Annotated in this window: 13 protein-coding genes and 2 pseudogenes; 5 read left to right on the top strand and 10 right to left on the bottom strand. The window is 42.5% G+C overall.

The features are described from left to right. Window positions 1-3: 3 nt before the first annotated feature. The 3 genes from ANSO36C_RS11440 to ANSO36C_RS11450 all read right to left on the bottom strand — a co-directional run bounded on the left by ANSO36C_RS11440 (window position 4) and on the right by ANSO36C_RS11450 (window position 3039). Entirely contained in the window at window positions 4-726 is a 723-nt protein-coding gene (locus tag ANSO36C_RS11440) for a cyanoexosortase B system-associated protein (protein ID WP_251959640.1), read from the bottom strand. A 142-nt stretch (window positions 727-868) separates the two neighbouring features. Beyond that, window positions 869-1762 (bottom strand): cyanoexosortase B, encoded by an 894-nt coding sequence (gene crtB, locus ANSO36C_RS11445; protein WP_251959641.1) that lies wholly within the window; start codon window positions 1760-1762, stop codon window positions 869-871. Window positions 1763-1851: 89 nt separating this feature from the next. Next, entirely contained in the window at window positions 1852-3039 is a 1188-nt protein-coding gene (locus ANSO36C_RS11450) for a DegT/DnrJ/EryC1/StrS family aminotransferase (protein ID WP_251959642.1), read from the bottom strand. Between the two features lie 736 nt (window positions 3040-3775). Between ANSO36C_RS11450 and ANSO36C_RS11455 the strand changes: the two genes are divergently transcribed. Beyond that, complete coding sequence (locus ANSO36C_RS11455) at window positions 3776-5329, top strand: GAF domain-containing sensor histidine kinase (RefSeq protein ID WP_251959643.1); 1554 nt, start codon at window positions 3776-3778, stop codon at window positions 5327-5329. A 384-nt stretch (window positions 5330-5713) separates the two neighbouring features. After that, window positions 5714-7132, top strand: a complete 1419-nt coding sequence (locus tag ANSO36C_RS11460) for an IctB family putative bicarbonate transporter (RefSeq protein WP_251959644.1) — start codon at window positions 5714-5716, stop codon at window positions 7130-7132. Window positions 7133-7320: 188 nt separating this feature from the next. On the opposite strand, the gene ANSO36C_RS11465 is transcribed toward ANSO36C_RS11460, so the two are convergent. Further along, window positions 7321-7599 (bottom strand): WGxxGxxG family protein, encoded by a 279-nt coding sequence (locus ANSO36C_RS11465; protein ID WP_251959645.1) that lies wholly within the window; start codon window positions 7597-7599, stop codon window positions 7321-7323. A gap of 232 nt (window positions 7600-7831) precedes the next feature. After that, window positions 7832-8298 (bottom strand): annotated as a pseudogene (gene smpB, locus ANSO36C_RS11470) (SsrA-binding protein SmpB). Window positions 8299-9110: 812 nt separating this feature from the next. Here smpB and ANSO36C_RS11475 point away from each other — a divergent pair. After that, the gene (locus ANSO36C_RS11475) at window positions 9111-9794 is read left to right on the top strand and encodes a response regulator transcription factor (RefSeq protein ID WP_251959646.1); all 684 of its coding nucleotides are present in this window, start codon (window positions 9111-9113) and stop codon (window positions 9792-9794) included. Window positions 9795-9861: 67 nt separating this feature from the next. Here ANSO36C_RS11475 and ANSO36C_RS11480 read toward each other — a convergent pair whose 3' ends face one another. The 4 genes and pseudogenes from ANSO36C_RS11480 to murC all read right to left on the bottom strand — a co-directional run bounded on the left by ANSO36C_RS11480 (window position 9862) and on the right by murC (window position 13644). After that, complete coding sequence (locus tag ANSO36C_RS11480) at window positions 9862-10332, bottom strand: low molecular weight protein-tyrosine-phosphatase (protein ID WP_251960308.1); 471 nt, start codon at window positions 10330-10332, stop codon at window positions 9862-9864. Between the two features lie 161 nt (window positions 10333-10493). Beyond that, window positions 10494-10841, bottom strand: coding sequence for a YbaB/EbfC family nucleoid-associated protein (locus ANSO36C_RS11485; protein WP_190939851.1), 348 nt, complete (start codon window positions 10839-10841; stop codon window positions 10494-10496). Between the two features lie 186 nt (window positions 10842-11027). After that, the gene (murB, locus tag ANSO36C_RS11490) at window positions 11028-12053 is read right to left on the bottom strand and encodes a UDP-N-acetylmuramate dehydrogenase (RefSeq protein WP_251959647.1); all 1026 of its coding nucleotides are present in this window, start codon (window positions 12051-12053) and stop codon (window positions 11028-11030) included. A gap of 125 nt (window positions 12054-12178) precedes the next feature. Continuing rightward, window positions 12179-13644: pseudogene (gene murC, locus ANSO36C_RS11495) on the bottom strand (UDP-N-acetylmuramate--L-alanine ligase). 403 nt (window positions 13645-14047) lie between these two features. On the opposite strand from murC, the gene nadD reads away from it, so the two are divergent. Together nadD and ANSO36C_RS11505 are read left to right on the top strand one after the other, a co-directional pair. Continuing rightward, a complete protein-coding gene (nadD, locus tag ANSO36C_RS11500; protein WP_251959648.1) occupies window positions 14048-14674 on the top strand; it encodes a nicotinate (nicotinamide) nucleotide adenylyltransferase in 627 nt (208 codons plus the stop codon). A 116-nt stretch (window positions 14675-14790) separates the two neighbouring features. Then, a complete protein-coding gene (locus ANSO36C_RS11505) occupies window positions 14791-15804 on the top strand; it encodes a type I glyceraldehyde-3-phosphate dehydrogenase (protein WP_251959649.1) in 1014 nt (337 codons plus the stop codon). Window positions 15805-15859: 55 nt separating this feature from the next. Here the strand turns inward: ANSO36C_RS11505 and thiL are convergent, their stop codons facing one another. After that, window positions 15860-16882: a thiamine-phosphate kinase gene (gene thiL / locus ANSO36C_RS11510; RefSeq protein ID WP_251959650.1), complete on the bottom strand. Its 1023-nt coding sequence runs from the start codon at window positions 16880-16882 to the stop codon at window positions 15860-15862. Window positions 16883-17081 lie beyond the last annotated feature (199 nt).

Genomic DNA, 17081 nt, shown 5'->3' on the forward strand with positions numbered 1-17081 from the left:
ACTTTACAAAGGGCCTGCCATCAATGCAGCTTGCACTGTTTCTCCAATAGACTGGGCTAAAAACCAAGATGTTTCTACCTGCCCCAAAGGTTCCATTGGAATCAGGATGCTGACGCTTACCCAAGGAGTGCGTTGCTTATGCCACTGGGCCAATTGATCCGCCAAGAACCAGCGAAAAGGTGATGGAGTTCCGCCGTCTGGCGTAGCGTACCATTGCAAGACAGCAAAGGTTTGTTGTGGTGTGGAGGCACGAAAGAACCTAGCTTCAACTTGAGTTTGGACATTAGAAGCCAACTTTGCAGGCGGTTTCACAGTAAATTCAGCAGAACGAAATTGAGCTACATCCCACTTTCCCCAGCGCGACCTTCCCCAGCCGTTAACGTCTGTCCACTCTACCTCTGGTTGATCCATAGGCCCATTTTGTGGCAGCAAAAGCAGGATTGCCTGGGATTGTGAACCTTCTTTTTTAATTACCTGCAAAGACCATTTATGTTCGCCAATTTGCTGTTCTGTTTGTTCAATGTTTTGCCAGCCAGGAAGAGTTAACCCAGTCTTGCGGATTTCTCTTAACTCTTTGAGGTTAGTAATAGGTGGCGGCTGTTTCCATTGCCAGCGTCCTGTCAGGTATCCGGGAAGCCCTGCCATTGCCAGCAGTAGTAGCAATAACAAAAGTGCTGCTACCTGACTCAATTGGTTTTCCTTGAAAAATTTGGAGAAGGAAATCATTAGTAAAATTTGCAATACTTAGGCAAAATTTTACTTTATAAAAGAACATTTTGAGTTCAGTAATATTTATGACTTACGTATAAGTGTTGAAAAATGAAGATAGTGGGACAAGGAAAATAACCATGCCCCATGCCCAATGATTCTAACTTTCCCCTTCTTGCTCAGTTTCTAGGGATGCTGAAAAATAGCTATTAATCCCATTCAGTAAAGGTACTAATGAAACCAGCATACAAGCAGAGTAGACATCACCACCCCACCCATCATGTAGCCATTTAAAAGCCGCTTCTTGACCCGTACCGTGAAAGAAAGTTAGTAAAGTATTACGAATGATATTGGCAATAATACTAACGATCGCAGCAAGAGATAAAAACGATATAACTGTGCGGCGTGAAGACAAAGCATCTGTCCAATAAAGCAGCATCAAGCCTACGTAGAGAGTTGTAAACAACATTTTTAGCCCTGCACAATAGGGGGCAACTTCTACAATCCTTCCTCCCACGTAGAGATTGATTTCATCTACGGTTACTTCCATACCAAATTGATTCAGTATAAAGCCTGCTGTGCCAGCGATGAAGCTTTGCAGAGGCAAGGTATAAGGAGCAATGAGGTAAGGTAATGCTGTTGGGGTTGCCAAAAATACTAGTAGCAGGGGAAATCCTTGCGATCGCAAACCTGATATTCCCTTAAACCACAAGCATAATCCTACCAATATAACGGGCAAGGAAAGGTTAACCCATTCTGTGACACCACTAAGATAAAAAACTGCCCCTAATAACAAGAAAACAGCGCCCAAAGGATGGATATTATCTGGCAAACGTTTCCACTTTTTTCGGTTCATCCAGCCGAGATAAGCAGCAAATGGTAAACCAATAATTCCGTGGCTAAAATATTCGTGTTCTGTACTGATATTTTTGTAGAGCCAACCATCCAACCAATGTAGCAATATCGGAGCATAAAGCAGCAGCAAAACGCCTAAAATAGCTAGATTTAATAAGCCTGATGCGTTTCTGTTTTTAATCTGTTGCTGGAGTACCATGATTTTTATTGGTCATTGGTCATTTGCAAAGGACAACTGACAAAGAACAAATGTCTAATTGTTAGATGCACATTAGGTATGAATTAATATCAGGCTACCACGCTGCCCAGGTCAGCAGTGGAGGTTTCATCTACTTTAGATGAGACTGCATGAGCGATCGCAGCGACAACTTCTTTAATTTGGCTACTGCTCAAACCAGGATACATCGGTAATGATAATATTTGCTTTGACAACTTCTCTGCTTGAGGGAAATCTCCCGGTTGATAGCCTAAGTTGCTGAATGCTGGCTGGAGATGACAAGGAATTGGGTAGTGAATGCCAGTTTGAATTCCTACTGCTGTGAGTTTTTCCTGGAGCTGCTGGCGTTCTATTGGGCAAGAATCATCAACTCGAATCACATAAAGATGATAAACATGTCCTGTATCACTTTGGTTTTCTATCGGGATAATCCCAGATGTGGCTAAGGGTGCTAGTTCTTGATCATACTGCTTGGCAATAGTCAAGCGATCGCGATTCCACTGTGGTAAGTGTGGTAGTTTCTGGTGCAAGATGGCTGCTTGTAAAGTATCCAAACGGCTATTTGTTCCGGGTTCAGTATGAAAATACTTTTGTGACGCACCATAATTTCGCAAACGCCCCATTTTCTGAGCTACTTCTGAATCTCGCGTCAACAACATTCCCCCATCCCCAAATGCTCCCAAATTTTTGCTGGGATAGAAACTAAAAGCTGCTGCTATTCCTACTGAACCAGCAAGATATCCGTCTCTTTGGGCGAGATGTGCTTGGGCAGCATCTTCAAAAATTAGTAGTTTGTAGGTATCGGCAAAGTTCAATAGTTCACTTGGTGATACCATCTGACCATAGAGATGAACGGGGATAATTGCTTTAGTCTGAGGCGTAATTGCCTTTGCTGCTTCTCTTAAGTCAATTAAAGCTGTTTGACGATCGCAATCTACCAGAATTGGCTTCGCGCCAGCACGTATCACCCCAATCAAGGTGGCGATAAAGGTGTTTGCTGGTAAAATCACTTCATCGCCAGCACCAATATTACACGCTTGCAACCCCAGAGCGATCGCATCTGTTCCTGATGCCACACCAACCCCATAATCCGCTCCAGACACTGCCGCAAATGCTGCCTCAAAATCTGAGAGTGCTTGCCCTAAAATAAAATCTCCCCGTTCCAACACAGATTGGATTGCATCTTGTAATTGTGTTTGAATTGGTTCATGTTGTAACTTCAGGTCTACAAAAGGAACTCTAACAGTCATTTTATTCATTACCACTTGTCCTCACAAAAATTTTTTCGGATGCAAAAAATAGAATAGGTTGAACGATTTTAGGCATTAATAATAAATTGAATTTATTGGATAGAGACTGAGATAAACTATCTAGTAGACTATGGGTAATTCAAAATCATGCCCGATTCATTTCATCGCCCGAAGTTGTCATCAGACTTATGCGAAGCCCCCACTCCAACTTTTCTCAAAATTAAAAAAGCTTATCAACTCACCTTTTCCCTAATTTTGTAGCTTGCTTCCCCATAAAGATATGGTTGGTCTATTTATGTCATTCTGTATTAGGATTACCATTTCTGGGTGCTAGATTTTAACAGTAAAAATAGCTACATATAATTACAGCAATACAAACGTTGATTTTAAGTAAATTTACTTTATGTTTAAGTAAGAAAATTACTTATCTACATAAAGAATAACACCGCCTTTATATTCCATGCCTAGCATTAGCTTACCCTAGCTAAATCAAAATCTAACGCAGTCTGATTACCAGATTCTAAGCAATAAAGACTACATCAGTGTAAACCGAGAACATTCAGCACCAGTAATTAATAAGTAGCAGACACCACATCCTCGGCTTAACGGGAGGGATAAAAAATTTTTGCCCCAAATTTGTTTGTCAGAGGCAAAATTAGGGAATGCTTAAAAATAGCAATTGATAACCTAGAAATAGGACTTGTATCAATTATAAAATCGAGAAATTATTAAGGTAGCAGTGGCAATGATAGAGCCTGAAAACAAATTATTTGCCCTAAAGGATGGTTGGGATTCTCATGAATCAAGAGAACAACAACGCCTCAAAGCTTTGTCAGATTTAGGTTTGCGGCAACCAGAAACGATCCCAGTTTTTGAAGAAGCCACACAGACTGCTGCCCACTTTTTGGAAGCACCAATTTCCATATTGGGGTTTGTGGATCATGAACGCCACTGGTTCAAGTCGGCGGTAGGCTTATCTAGGCTCGGACTAATGAATTATTTGGCCCAAAGCCGCCAACTGTCACGCCGGGAATCATTTTGCACGCAGGTAGTAGAGAGCTTACAAATCTTTGTAATTAACGATACACACAAGCTGACAGACCCAGTACTTGCTAGCAGCAAGTTGGTGCAGGATTATGGTATTCGTGCTTACTTAGGAGCGCCACTGATTGATGCTGAGGGTCATTGTTTGGGTGCATTGGCGGTGATGGATTTAGTGCCGCGCAATTTTACAACCCGAGACATTGAGTTTTTACAAATCATCGCTCGTTGGAGCATGAGTGAGTTTGAACGTAACCGACTCTTGCAAGGCAAACTCGAATTAAGCACTCTCAAAAGCGCTCCTATATTTTCACTTAATGACGAACGTAACACTGAGATTAAAATCACCGCACGCACCGAAGATAGCGACTCTGTTTCTATCAAGCAACTGAAACTAGAACTTTTGGGTCAGCTAACTCACGAGCTACGTACACCATTAACATCTGTACTTGGTATGGCTAGCGTTTTAGGACGTGAGATTTATGGGCCTTTGACGACTAAGCAGAGAGAATATTTGGAAATTATCCAACATAGTGGCCGGTACTTACTTTCTTTAGTAAACGAAATTACCGAACTAGGAGCTATGGATGACAACTCAACTGTGCTAAATTTAGCTCCTGTGGATATTGAAATGCTATGCCAACAAGCTATCAATACCCTAGAAGAAGTGGCTAATCGCCGCGAGCAAGATATTCGCCTTTCTATAGAACCAGGACGCAATCGCATTTGGCCTTTAGATAAAGACAAGGTGCGGCAAATCCTCTATCACCTGATTTTCAGTGTGATTCAACTTTCCGCAACAGGTAGCATTGTTCGCATTCATGTTTCTTACAAAGAAGATACGCTCAATATTACTATTTGGGTTTCCCATCCCTGGCTGGGGGACGGCATAACTGAAGTTGACCCCTACTTCCGTCTCAATTCTTTATCACTGTTAGAGTTGACAGATGAAGTGGCGAGTTATAACACTCATGCAGAAAGCCATCAGCAACCAGCTACTTCATCAGTGGCAGTGGATAATTCCCAAAACTTGAGTGATTCTGACTCAAACTTCTTTCCTGCTAGTTCAGGTATAAATTTAGCTAAAGCACATGGAAGTCTTTCTCGTGAAAGCTTAGGTCTATTACTAAGTTGTCAACTGGCAGAATTGCATAATGGGAATATTTTGATTCAAAGTTCACCAGAATCAGGATATCGTTATGTGCTGTCTTTACCATTGCAAATAGCGACTTCCTCGCAGGCAGTTAGCGATGTCTAGTCATGGGAATTGAGGATTGGGGATTGGGAAAGACGTATTCTTTATCTATATTTGATTAATTTGTAGCGAATTCTCTGCGTGCCTTGGCACTTACCTCGGCGCTGCGGGAAAGCGTTCGCGTAGCGTCTCGTAGAGAAGCGCATCTACGTTTAAATTTCAACCCTCAATTCACCACAATTTATCTCAAGTTGTACTAAGTAGATGAAGGACTATCTTAACTTTATATTGACTAAAGTGGTTTCAAATTAAAGATAGTGACTGATGGCTAGGAATAAGAACGCCATTACGGGATGTGCAATCTCCCTTATTACCTTTTTATAGCCATAGGGATTATGATCAATTCCAAGTTCTGCGTCAGCAGGCTAATTGATCACAATGTTTTTTATGAATTTAGTCTGGCAACGATTTACTTTATCATCTTTACCGCTTAAAGAATATCTTGCTACCAGTTATGTACACCGCTCTCTGGTGGGACTGTTAAGTTCTTGGCGGCAAACCAGCATCTTGTTCCAATGGGGAGATGCAATAGCAGCTGGTTTACTCAGCTTAATATATGCTCTTGCACCTTTTACTTCAAGTACATTGGTGGGTTTGTTGCTGGTGGCTTGTGTAGGATTTTGGCTGTTGTTGACTTTATCTGATGAAGTAACACCAACAAATGTCTCTTCAGTCACTCCCATTCACCTACTCGTATTGCTTTACTGGGGAATTGCCGCAATCGCAACAGCATTATCACCTGTAAAAAAGGCGGCACTTAGTGACCTGGGCACTTTGACATTGTATTTGCTACTATTTGTCCTTTGTGCCAGGGTATTAAGGTCGCCTCGTCTTCGATCTTGGATTATCACCCTTTACCTGCACATATCGTTAATCGTCAGTGTATATGGGTTGCGGCAATGGTTTTTTGGAGCCACAGCACTAGCAACTTGGGTTGATCCAGAATCTCCTCTAGCCAAGACTACAAGAGTCTACAGTTATTTAGGCAATCCCAACTTATTGGCTGGATACCTCTTACCAGCAGTAATTTTTAGCTTGGTGGCAATTTTTGCATGGCAAAGTTGGCTCAAAAAAGCTCTGGCAGTAACAATGCTAATTGTCAATACTGCCTGCCTGATCCTGACTTTTAGCCGTGGTGGTTGGATTGGACTAGTGGTAGCAGTTTTGGCTGTGATGGCATTGCTGGTTTATTGGAAAAGTGTGGAAATGCCTCGTTTTTGGCGTACTTGGTCACTGCCGATTGTCTTGGGAGGTTTAATCGGAGTATTGGTGCTAGCAGTGGTATTTGTACCCATATTGCGCGAACGAGTGTTCAGTATTTTTGCTGACCGTAAAGATAGCAGTAATAATTTTCGCCGAAATGTGTGGGATGCTGTATTTGAGATGATTCGCGATCGCCCAATTTTCGGCATTGGCCCTGGTCACAACTCTTTTAACAGTGTTTATCCCCTCTACCAACGCCCTCGTTACACTGCTTTGAGCGCTTATTCGATTTTATTGGAAGTGACTGTGGAAACTGGCTTTGTTGGTTTAGCCTGTTTTCTCTGGCTAATAATTGTCACATTTAATACGGCATATTTGCAAATGCGACGATTGCGACAATTGGGAAGTATAGACGGATTTTGGTTAATTGGAGCGATCGCTATTTTGTTAGGTATGCTAGCTCACGGAACCGTAGATACTGTCTGGTATCGTCCCGAAGTCAATACCCTCTGGTGGCTCATCGTTGGCTTAATTGCCAGCTATTGGATACCTTTAGCTCAAAACCAGACAAATTCATCTAACTCAGAACCAACAGTAAATTAATATGATTAAGTTGTCAGTTGTTCTTCTACTCAACAACTGACAACTTTTGAATTTTTAATTGTCTAGTACAGGTCGGTGGTAATAAACCTACCATTTTATTACACCCAGAAAGGGCGAAATTAAAGCACACATGAATTTTGACACTTCGACTCCCCTCAGTGTTAACTTTTAACTTCCCCCTTGCGGTACTAGTCCCTGTAGGTAGTAGCTCCTGGAGCATTAGGGTCACGATAAGCGGTGGGTTCGTTATCACGCTTTTTACCAGCCAAACCAGCCAAACCAGCTAGACCAATTAATCCTAGCCAACCCCAATCAAAATCGTTGCGATCTTCATAAGTGACCACTCTTGGAGCAGTAGTGACTTCGGGAGCAGTTGCCGTCGCTTGTGCGGATAGAGTTAAGGGTAAAATTCCCATACTCAAGGTGATAACGCTAGCACCAACAGCTGTAATGAAATTACTTTTCATAAGTTGTAACAATTCCTTATACCATCCAAACTTACTCACCACTTTATCGATTCCCGACCTTAAGAAAATCAATCTGCGGCTATAAATTTGCCATGTTATAACTCACGCTGTGGATATACAACATACTTTTTACAGCAATCGGTTTTTTACTTTAGTGTGGTAGTTCATCGGCACTCAATACCGTTCGGTTAAGGAATTTCTTGGTTGAAGCCGGCAGTTAGGGAAGAAAAGCTTAATAGCTTTTCATCGCCCGTTGAATGTCACGCTGGTCTTGGCGTCGTTTCAGGTCTTCTCGCTTATCGTGGAGCTTTTTACCTTTGCCAAGGGCTATACTAACTTTTACCCAGCCCCGTTTGAGATACATTTTCAAAGGGATTAAAGTTAAACCCTGCTGTTCTACTGTGCCAATTAGCTTGCGGAGTTCTTTGCGATGCAACAGCAGCTTGCGTGTACGCCGTGGTTCATGATTAAAATATTGTCCACTAGCGTTATAAGGCGAGATATGCACATTGATTAACCATGCTTCACCATTGCGAAGTAAAGCATAGCCATCTTGGAGATTGACTTTACCTGCACGAATCGACTTCACCTCGGTTCCTGTCAATTCATTCCAGCTTCGTAAGTCTCTAGAATTTCATACAAATAACGGGCTTGACGGTTGTCGCTAATAACTTTGTAACTGTCGTTCTTGTCGCTCATTGATAATTTTGTGTGCTTGGAATGTACCTAAAAAATTATTTGAATTGGCTTGTGAATTATGGGGTGTATCTTAGAACCGCTATAAATGGTGAACTCTATATTACCAATTTAGCTTTTCTAAGTTCACAATTAAGGTTTTCTGGCAACTTTAAGTTACCTGATACCAATTATCTGTGAGGTTGTATAGAGACAAGTTGCTTGGGCAGGTTGTCTCACCATGCCTGATTTTGTGCAGTTAGACAGAAAATTTGGTATGGCGCTAATAATCCAAATGATAAATAGAGAAATCTGTAGTCCCCCAGTATACGGAGGTTTTAAGGCTCGATAGTGTTCGCGTAACGTCTCGTAGAAAAAGGTTAGCGAGGAATGAGTGTCTATAAAAGCGTCTGACTTGCTGACGTTACCCTATCTTTTGATGCAGCCAGCCGAGGGTATCAAAAGTTCTTCAAAGGGAGATGCTGCGCGAACGAGGAGACAAAAATAAAAGTATTTATACTTACTTAGCTTTTGAGAAATAATTGATTAAGTTAATAATTTACATTATGATACGTATCTAGTCTCCTTTATTAACTAGTTATTACAAATTACAACGCTCTTTATACCTCCCAAGCAGAGCGAGTCAAAGGCGAGTTAAAATTTATTAACTCATCCTAAAGATTTAAGATTTTCTTTATAAATAAACCCTAAAGGCAGTAATTAGCTGGTAATCCTGTCATAGTATGAAACATAAGAACACTATTATTGTCTATGTTCACTGATGGAGGATATAGAAGTAAATTTCTGAGTAAAAAAATGCTAGGGGTGTATTATCCATGCCCTTGACGATCCTTGTAGTGGATGATGATTTGGGCACTCGTCTGTCTGTTAGCGACTATCTTGAACTGTCTGGCTACTCAGTAATCATGGCTAATGATGGTCGAGAGGCTTTGGCTATGGTAGATGACTATCATCCTGATTTAATTGTCACGGACATCATCATGCCAGAAATGAATGGCTATGAACTGGTGCGTCGGGTACGTCAGCAGCCAGTGTTTCGCTTATTACCTGTAATTTTATTAACAGCCCGAATTAAGACCCAGGAAAGAATTCTAGGCTACCAGTCAGGGTGCGATTTATATTTACCTAAGCCTTTTGAATTGGAAGAGTTAGCAGCAGCAATCCGTAATCTTTTAGAGCGATCGCAAATTATTCAGTCGGAGTATCGTTTTTCTCATAAAGAGAATTTGGGCATTTCCACCTCGACAAAAGCGGCGGATGCCCATAATTCTCTATCTACTCAAATTCAAAAATCTCACCTGCACTCATCTCTAACTCATAGAGAACAAGAAGTCTTAGAGTTATTGACTCATGGTTTCTCTAATGCCGATATGGGTCATCAATTACACCTGAGTCCTCGCACAGTGGAAAAGTACGTTAGCAGTTTATTGAGGAAAACCTCAACCAGCAACCGAGCAGAATTAGTGCGTTTTGCGATGAAGCATGGTTTGGTGGAATAAAAAAATCAGGAGGAGAGACGCGATTAATCGCGTCTGTACAGGAGTGAGAAATTAAAACTCCTAATTGCTAACTCCTAACTTGTGTAAGCAGACCTTCACAAGCATCGATCAGTAAATCAATAACCTGATTAAATCCCTCTTGACCACCGTAATATGGGTCTGGAACTTCCTTGAGAGTGTGTCGAGAGCAAAACTCGCACATCAAACGAACTTTATGCTGATATTGCTTAGTGTGATCAAGAGCGAGGATGTTCTCATAATTTTCTTGATCCATCGCCAAAATCAAATCAAAGTCTTGAAAGTCTGATTTTTGAAACTGGCGTGCTTGACCACGTAGTTTAATCCCCAACTTAGTAGCCGCCGCAGCACTCATGCGTCTGTCAGGTGGGGTACCAATATGATAACTAGATGTACCAGCAGAGTCACAGAGGTTGGCATCGCTCAAGCCAGCCTGCTCAATTAGATGATTCATGATGTTCTCTGCCGATGGCGATCGGCAGATGTTACCTAAGCAGACAAACAGCAACTTGTAAGGCATAGATATTCTTTGTCTTTTGTCAGTAGTCATTTGTCCTTTGTCTAATGACTAATGACTAATGACCCTTACGGGTGACGCTCCTGCGTCGCTACCGCTTCGCTAACGCCAGTCACTCATGGGGGAAACCCCCAAGACCGCGCTGGCTCACTAATGACCAATGACTAAAATCCAGGTAACTCCAACCCACTGGTTAATTCTTCCATACGTTCCCGCATTGTTGCTGTGGACTTGTTGTAGGCTTCTTTCATTGCCACTGTCACAAGATCAGAAAGTACTTCTGCACCTTCCCCTAGAGCATCTGGAGAAATTTCTACCCGCTTGGGTTCTTGGTTGCCACTGACAATCACTTTCACTAGACCACCGCCAGATTCTCCTTGAATCTCCATTTGCTCCAATTCTTCTTGGAGTCGCTTTGCGCCTTCTTGAACTTGCTGTGCTTTTTTAAAAGCGTCAGCCAGTTCCTTCATTTTTCCTAAGCCAAAGCCAAATCCCTGTCCTTTACCTGTCATAATTATTTGTACGCTTGTGCGTTGAATAACAAATCAAATTCAATTATAGATGCGGTAAGTAATTTGCCTCTTTTTTTACCAATAATTAATGCGTCATAAAATAGGAAGTAGGGAATTGGGCATTAGGTATTGGTTATTAATTCATCTCCCTGCTTTCCCCAATACCCAGTCCCCAGTAGCCACTCTTTATCCACAAGCACTTTGAAACTCTCCAAGCATTTTGACTTCTGGCTCTAAATTAATAGACCAACGTTCTTGTACCTGATGTTGGATGTGGCGAATGAGACAGAAGATGTCGCTAGCTTTTGCCCCACCACGGTTAACGATAAAATTAGCGTGGAGTAGTGCTACTTGCGCTCCACCAATTTGGTAGCCTTTGAGACCAGTTTGTTCAATTAACCAGCCAGCGCTGTAAGGTTTAGGATTGCGGAACACACTACCACAACTAGGAAAGTTATATGGTTGGGTGCTTAACCGATGCTTTTTATGTTGTTTTGTGATTGCCACAACTTTTGCTGGGTCAGCACCTGGCGCGAGTTGTAAGGTGGCTTGGGTGACTATGCGTTGGCGAAGCCTCTCCGAAGGAGACTCGCCACCTTGCAATAATGAAGTCCGGTAGCTATAACCTAACTGTTCCGGGGTAAGAGTTTCCAGCGTACCATCGGGTGAAAGTACCTCAGCACTAACTAACATATCTGCGATACAGCTATTATGTGCCCCTGCATTCATCACCACAGCACCTCCTGCTGTTCCAGGAATGCCAACAGCCCACTCTAATCCTTGCCAACCTAATTCGGCTGCTGCCCATGCCAAACTGGGAATTGATTCTCCGGCTGCAACAGTTAATTGACCTGTCTGTGGGTCAAAGTTGCTAAAGCGGAGATGACGAGTAGCAATGACTAAGCCTGATATGCCCCCATCGCTCACCAGCAAGTTAGAACCTGCTCCCAGTGTTGTCACTTTTAAATCATGCTCTTTTGCGTATTTAAGACTTGCTTGCAGTGCTTCTAAGTTTCGGGGGGAAACGTATAAATCAGCCGCTCCTCCAACTCTATAGGAAGTGAACGCTGACAAAGAAGCCTGAGGCTTAATCGCACAATCAGTATTAGGTAAGTAAATTACTTCACTCTCCACCGAATTAGTTGTTTGTTGTTTCTTTGTATTCAAAGCAGAAACTGTGCAGACGTTTCCAGCTGCCTGGGAAATTGTCATCTTTACTTGTTATTGGTAAAATTTTTACATTTATTTACCGCAAAGATACGGTAATAGAATTAACAGATGGAACCGTTCCTAGAGGGGTACTTTGCTCAGAAATAAAATCTTTGCAAAGTGTCCACTTACGATGTGGCTTTAGCAGGCTCACAAAGTGTCGTAATTACTTCAGGAATCACTTGATTCAAGTTACCTGCGCCCAAAAACAGTGCCAAGTCTCCTGGGCGTAGTGTTTTTAGCAAAAACTGAGACACTGAGGCTAAAGTCGGTTGATAAATTACCTGCGAATGCTGTTTAGCAATTTCCGCCGCGAAACTTTCCCCACTAATTTGCCCTAAATTGGGTTCACCTGCACTGTAAATATCAGTCAGTACAACCAAATCAGCATGGGTAAAAGACTCGGCAAATTCTTCTAAAAAGGTCAGTGTACGGCTATAACGATGGGGTTGAAAGATGGTAACTACTCTTTGCCCTGGTCTTGCCTGTAAACGTGCTGCGGCGAGAGTAGCGCGAATTTCACTAGGGTGATGAGCATAGTCATCAATGAAGGTAATGCCATTGACTTCACCTCGGAACTCAAAGCGTCGTCTTGCTCCTTCAAACGTGGCGATACCTTTGGCAATTGCTCCAAATTCTAAGCCCAAGGCACGACCAACAGCTACTGCTGCTAGAGCATTGCTGAGATTATGCCGACTGAGCAGACGCAAGTTTAACACGCCCAAAGCTTTGCCTCTTTCCCAAACTAAAGCCGTTGGTGCCATCAGCACGATAATCAATATTGGTGACGGTGTAATCAGCGTCGGTATCGGAGTGTAAGCTGTAGCTAATTGTGGGTTGCAAGCGAATCGCGAACTGTAGCACAATCAATGCTACCTATTAATGTTTTACAACCCTTAGCAAAAGGTCTGGAAGATGTCAATGACTTCTTCTAATGTCTCGTAGTGGTCAGGATGATCGAGTTCAATATTGGTAATGATGCCAATCTCTGGAGCGTGTTTTACCAAAGAACCATCAGATTCATCTGCTTCAGCTACCAAATATTGGCTTTGTCCCAGCCGAGCATTGCCTTCCCAAGCATTAACTTCGCCACCTACTAAAATTGTTGGGTCTAGACCTGCTTCCAAAAGCATATAGCCGATCATGCTACTGGTTGTGGTTTTGCCGTGTGTTCCTGCCACTGCAATACTATAGTACTCGGCAATTAAGGCGGCTAGTACATCTGAACGATGTAAAATTGGACAACCTAATTCTAGCGCTGCTTTGTATTCTAAATTATTAGTGTTAATTGCTGTTGAACAAATGACTTGAGGCAGCTTTGGCTTAGTATCAGCAGGTAATTGTTCTGGTGAATTAATACTACTGAATTTGCCAATACCTGAGGGCGAAAGAATTCGAGATTGCTTGCCTCTTGTTTACCAAAAATATGAGCACCGATAGATTCCAACTTGTGCGTAATGTGGTTAGGACGAAGATCCGAACCTGATACTGGAAATTGACGCTTTGCGAGAACGTATGCCAGAGCAGACATACCTATGCCACCGATACCAATGAAATGAAATGGTCTACCATTAAAATCTACAGAATTAGTCATTTATTGCTCCTTTTACACCACACCACACCATAATCACAAATGACACGCGTATCATAACAGGAATTTGATTTTTACTGTAACTACTCCTGTATCAGGTTTATTTTTGATGCCCAAATGATATTTCCGCTCTGGTTTTCCTTGTTCAGAATGATTTTACCTTGGTTGGAGGTTTTTGCTATTTCTGAATTGTTCTTAAGATTATTCCGAAAATTTTGGCCGCATCGGGAAAGAAATTCTTGTAATGTCAAATACATATTTTTGGCTATCTTACTGGAATTGGCTACATAATACATTGTTTAGTGAAACTGATTTGAAATTGCATCAAGTTTAGGCGTGAATTGAGTACAATAGTACATTGGTAATGAAACTATTTTTCAATTGCATAAAACCCAGGCTTAACTGGATGCAGCAACTAGCAATTTTTGGTGGCACATTTGATCCAATTCATTGGGGACACCTGCTCGTAGCCGAGACAGCTTTGCATCAAGTATGCCTTGAAAAGGTAATTTGGGTGCCATCTCTAAATCCTCCTCACAAAGAAGCTGCTTTGTTTGAGCATCGTATGCAAATGCTGCAATTAGCCATAAAAGATAACCCAGCGTTTACTGCCTCACTAGTGGAGACAAATCGCTCTGGGACTTCTTATGCCATTAACACCCTGATTGACTTATCTGCTTGTTACCCAAATACTCAGTGGTATTGGATTGTCGGCTTGGATACTTTCCAAACCTTACCCCGTTGGTACCGTGGACACGAACTAGCACAAATGTGTGATTGGTTAATCGCACCCCGACTGCTAGGTGGTGAGACTATAACTCAAAGCAAATTAATCTGCAAGCAAGTAGAGGAACAATTCAGGAAGCAATCACATACCATTCACTGGCAACTCTTGAATATACCAATAGTCGGAGTTTCGTCAAGTCTAATTCGCAAATTTTGCCACGAACGCCAGTCAATTCGTTATTTAGTCCCGGAATCGGTCAGATCATATATCACTAACAACAATCTTTACTCCCACAAATCTGAATAAATTATGTGTTTTTTTATTGATCTAACACTTTATGGTTAAAAGTGCCCCCCCCCTTTGCGATATGATTGGGGTCAACGATATCAACATATAAGCATAAATACAGAGGGCAAGACACTGTGATTAGAGTTGCAATCAACGGTTTCGGGCGGATTGGACGTAACTTTGCGCGTTGCTGGGTGGGTAGAGAAAATAGCAGAATTGATCTTGTCGCTATTAATGACACGTCAGACCCTAGAACGAATGCTCACCTGTTGAAGTATGACTCGATGCTAGGCAAGATCAAAGGTGCTGAAATTAGTGCCGATGACAACTCTATCATCGTTAACGGTAAGACCATTAAGTGCGTATCCGATCGCAACCCAGAAAACTTGCCCTGGAAAGATTGGGGAATCGACCTAATTATCGAAGCAACCGGGGTATTTACTAGCAAAGAAGGAGCGCTCAAGCACGTAAATGCTGGAGCCAAGAAAGTTCTGATTACCGCTCCTGGTAAAAACGAGGATGGCACTTTTGTGATTGGTGTGAATCATCATGATTATGACCACAACATACACAACATTATCAGTAATGCTAGTTGTACTACCAACTGCTTGGCACCGATCGCCAAGGTGTTGAATGATAAGTTCGGCATCATCAAAGGTACAATGACCACCACCCACAGCTATACAGGCGATCAGCGATTGCTAGACGCTTCTCACCGAGATTTGCGACGGGCGAGGGCAGCAGCAATCAATATTGTACCTACCTCGACTGGTGCTGCAAAGGCAGTGGCGCTGGTTATCCCAGAGCTTAGAGGCAAGCTAAATGGCGTCGCCTTGCGCGTACCTACCCCGAACGTCTCAATGGTAGATTTCGTAGTTCAGGTTGAGAAGCGTACTATTACTGAAGAAGTTAACCAAGCTCTCAAGGATGCTGCCGAAGGCCCACTTAAAGGTATTTTGGACTACAGCGAACTAGAACTAGTATCCTCTGATTATCAAGGTAGTGATGCTTCTTCGATTGTCGATGCCAACTTGACTTTCGTCTTGGGTAATGACTTAGTAAAAGTTATGGCGTGGTATGACAACGAGTGGGGTTACAGCCAACGAGTCTTGGATTTGGCGGAATTAGTAGCTGAAAAGTGGCAATAACTTTGTCATTGGTCATTGGTCATTGGTCATTAGAAAAAGGACAAAGGACAAAGGACTATTGACCAAAATGTTGAAATCCCTGGCTAAGACTCAGAACTTGGTCAGGGAATTTTTTTTGTTCGTCGTGCAATAGTACTGTTGATCCGGCTGTAATTTTGCCCACGATCGCAGCACCTTGACCAAGATGTTGCACTAAGGCTAATGCTGACTCTTGTGGCAAGCAAAGCACTAATTCAAAGTCTTCGCCACCGTATAGAGCATATTCTAAGGCTTGCTCTTGTGTCAGCCAATGGTCAAAAGCTGCTGGCAAGGAAATTTGCCTGCGTTGTAACACAGCGCCAACACTACTGGCGCGGCAGATTTGGATAATTGCATCTGCCAAACCATCGCTGCTATCCATACCAGCAATGGGTATGGGGCATGGGGTTGCTAAAATTTTCCAGAGAATTGGTAAGACATCTAATCGTGGTTGTGGGTGTTGGTGGGCGCGGATTAGAGCCATTTTTTCCACTTCCTGGAGATTCTGTCCTAATTCGGGATGCAAGAGCAGTTCTAAGCCAGCGTGAGAGGCTCCATGAACGCCTGTAACGACGATCGCATATCCCGGAATAGCAGCAGAACGGCGGATAATTTGACTAGGGTTAACTTGACCAAAAGCAGTAATTGCCAGAGTTGTCACAGGCGATCGCACAATATCACCCCCGACAATTGGGGTATTGTATTTTTGCAGGCATTCTGTAATTCCCTGGTATAGTCGCTCAACCCAACTCACCTCAATTTCACCAGGGAGTCCTAACCCGACAGTTATTCCCAAGGGGGAAGCACCCATTGCTGCTAAATCTGATAAATTGGCAGCAGCAGCTCGCCAACCAGCATCTTCTGGGGAAGTGGTGAGGTTGCTAAAATGCACGCCGTCAACTAGCACATCTGTAGTTACTACCAAAGATTGCCCTGGCGCAGTTTGAAATACTGCTGCATCATCGCCGATAATTTCTGGAGGACAGAAGCGCTGTAATATTTCTAAAAGACCTTGTTCACCAATATCTTTTAGCTGTTGAGAACATAATTCATTGTTCACAATCGGTTTTCCGTGTTGCAAAATTATAAAGAAAACTGATGATTTACTTTATTTTAGGACTTACGCAATAACTTTCTAAAACTCTTATTTCTCCGTGTCCTCTGCGACGGCAGTCGCTCCGCGCTACCTCCCCTCTGTGGTTCGTTTTTTCATGATTTGGCGTAAGTCCTGTGTTCTTTAAGGGCATACATAAGAAGTC

Source organism: Nostoc cf. commune SO-36, assembly GCF_023734775.1.
Taxonomy (GTDB): domain Bacteria; phylum Cyanobacteriota; class Cyanobacteriia; order Cyanobacteriales; family Nostocaceae; genus Nostoc; species Nostoc commune_A.

Bases quoted from the DNA above. Each gene is read 5' to 3' on its own strand.
- ANSO36C_RS11460 (WP_251959644.1), top strand. From the start codon at position 5,714: ATGAATTTAGTCTGGCAACGATTTACTTTATCATCTTTACCGCTTAAA.
- crtB (WP_251959641.1), bottom strand. From the start codon at position 1,762: ATGGTACTCCAGCAACAGATTAAAAACAGAAACGCATCAGGCTTATTA.
- murB (WP_251959647.1), bottom strand. From the start codon at position 12,053: ATGACAATTTCCCAGGCAGCTGGAAACGTCTGCACAGTTTCTGCTTTG.
- ANSO36C_RS11475 (WP_251959646.1), top strand. From the start codon at position 9,111: ATGCCCTTGACGATCCTTGTAGTGGATGATGATTTGGGCACTCGTCTG.
- ANSO36C_RS11450 (WP_251959642.1), bottom strand. From the start codon at position 3,039: ATGAATAAAATGACTGTTAGAGTTCCTTTTGTAGACCTGAAGTTACAA.
- nadD (WP_251959648.1), top strand. From the start codon at position 14,048: ATGCAGCAACTAGCAATTTTTGGTGGCACATTTGATCCAATTCATTGG.
- ANSO36C_RS11455 (WP_251959643.1), top strand. From the start codon at position 3,776: ATGATAGAGCCTGAAAACAAATTATTTGCCCTAAAGGATGGTTGGGAT.
- ANSO36C_RS11465 (WP_251959645.1), bottom strand. From the start codon at position 7,599: ATGAAAAGTAATTTCATTACAGCTGTTGGTGCTAGCGTTATCACCTTG.
- ANSO36C_RS11480 (WP_251960308.1), bottom strand. From the start codon at position 10,332: ATGCCTTACAAGTTGCTGTTTGTCTGCTTAGGTAACATCTGCCGATCG.
- ANSO36C_RS11440 (WP_251959640.1), bottom strand. From the start codon at position 726: ATGATTTCCTTCTCCAAATTTTTCAAGGAAAACCAATTGAGTCAGGTA.
- ANSO36C_RS11485 (WP_190939851.1), bottom strand. From the start codon at position 10,841: ATGACAGGTAAAGGACAGGGATTTGGCTTTGGCTTAGGAAAAATGAAG.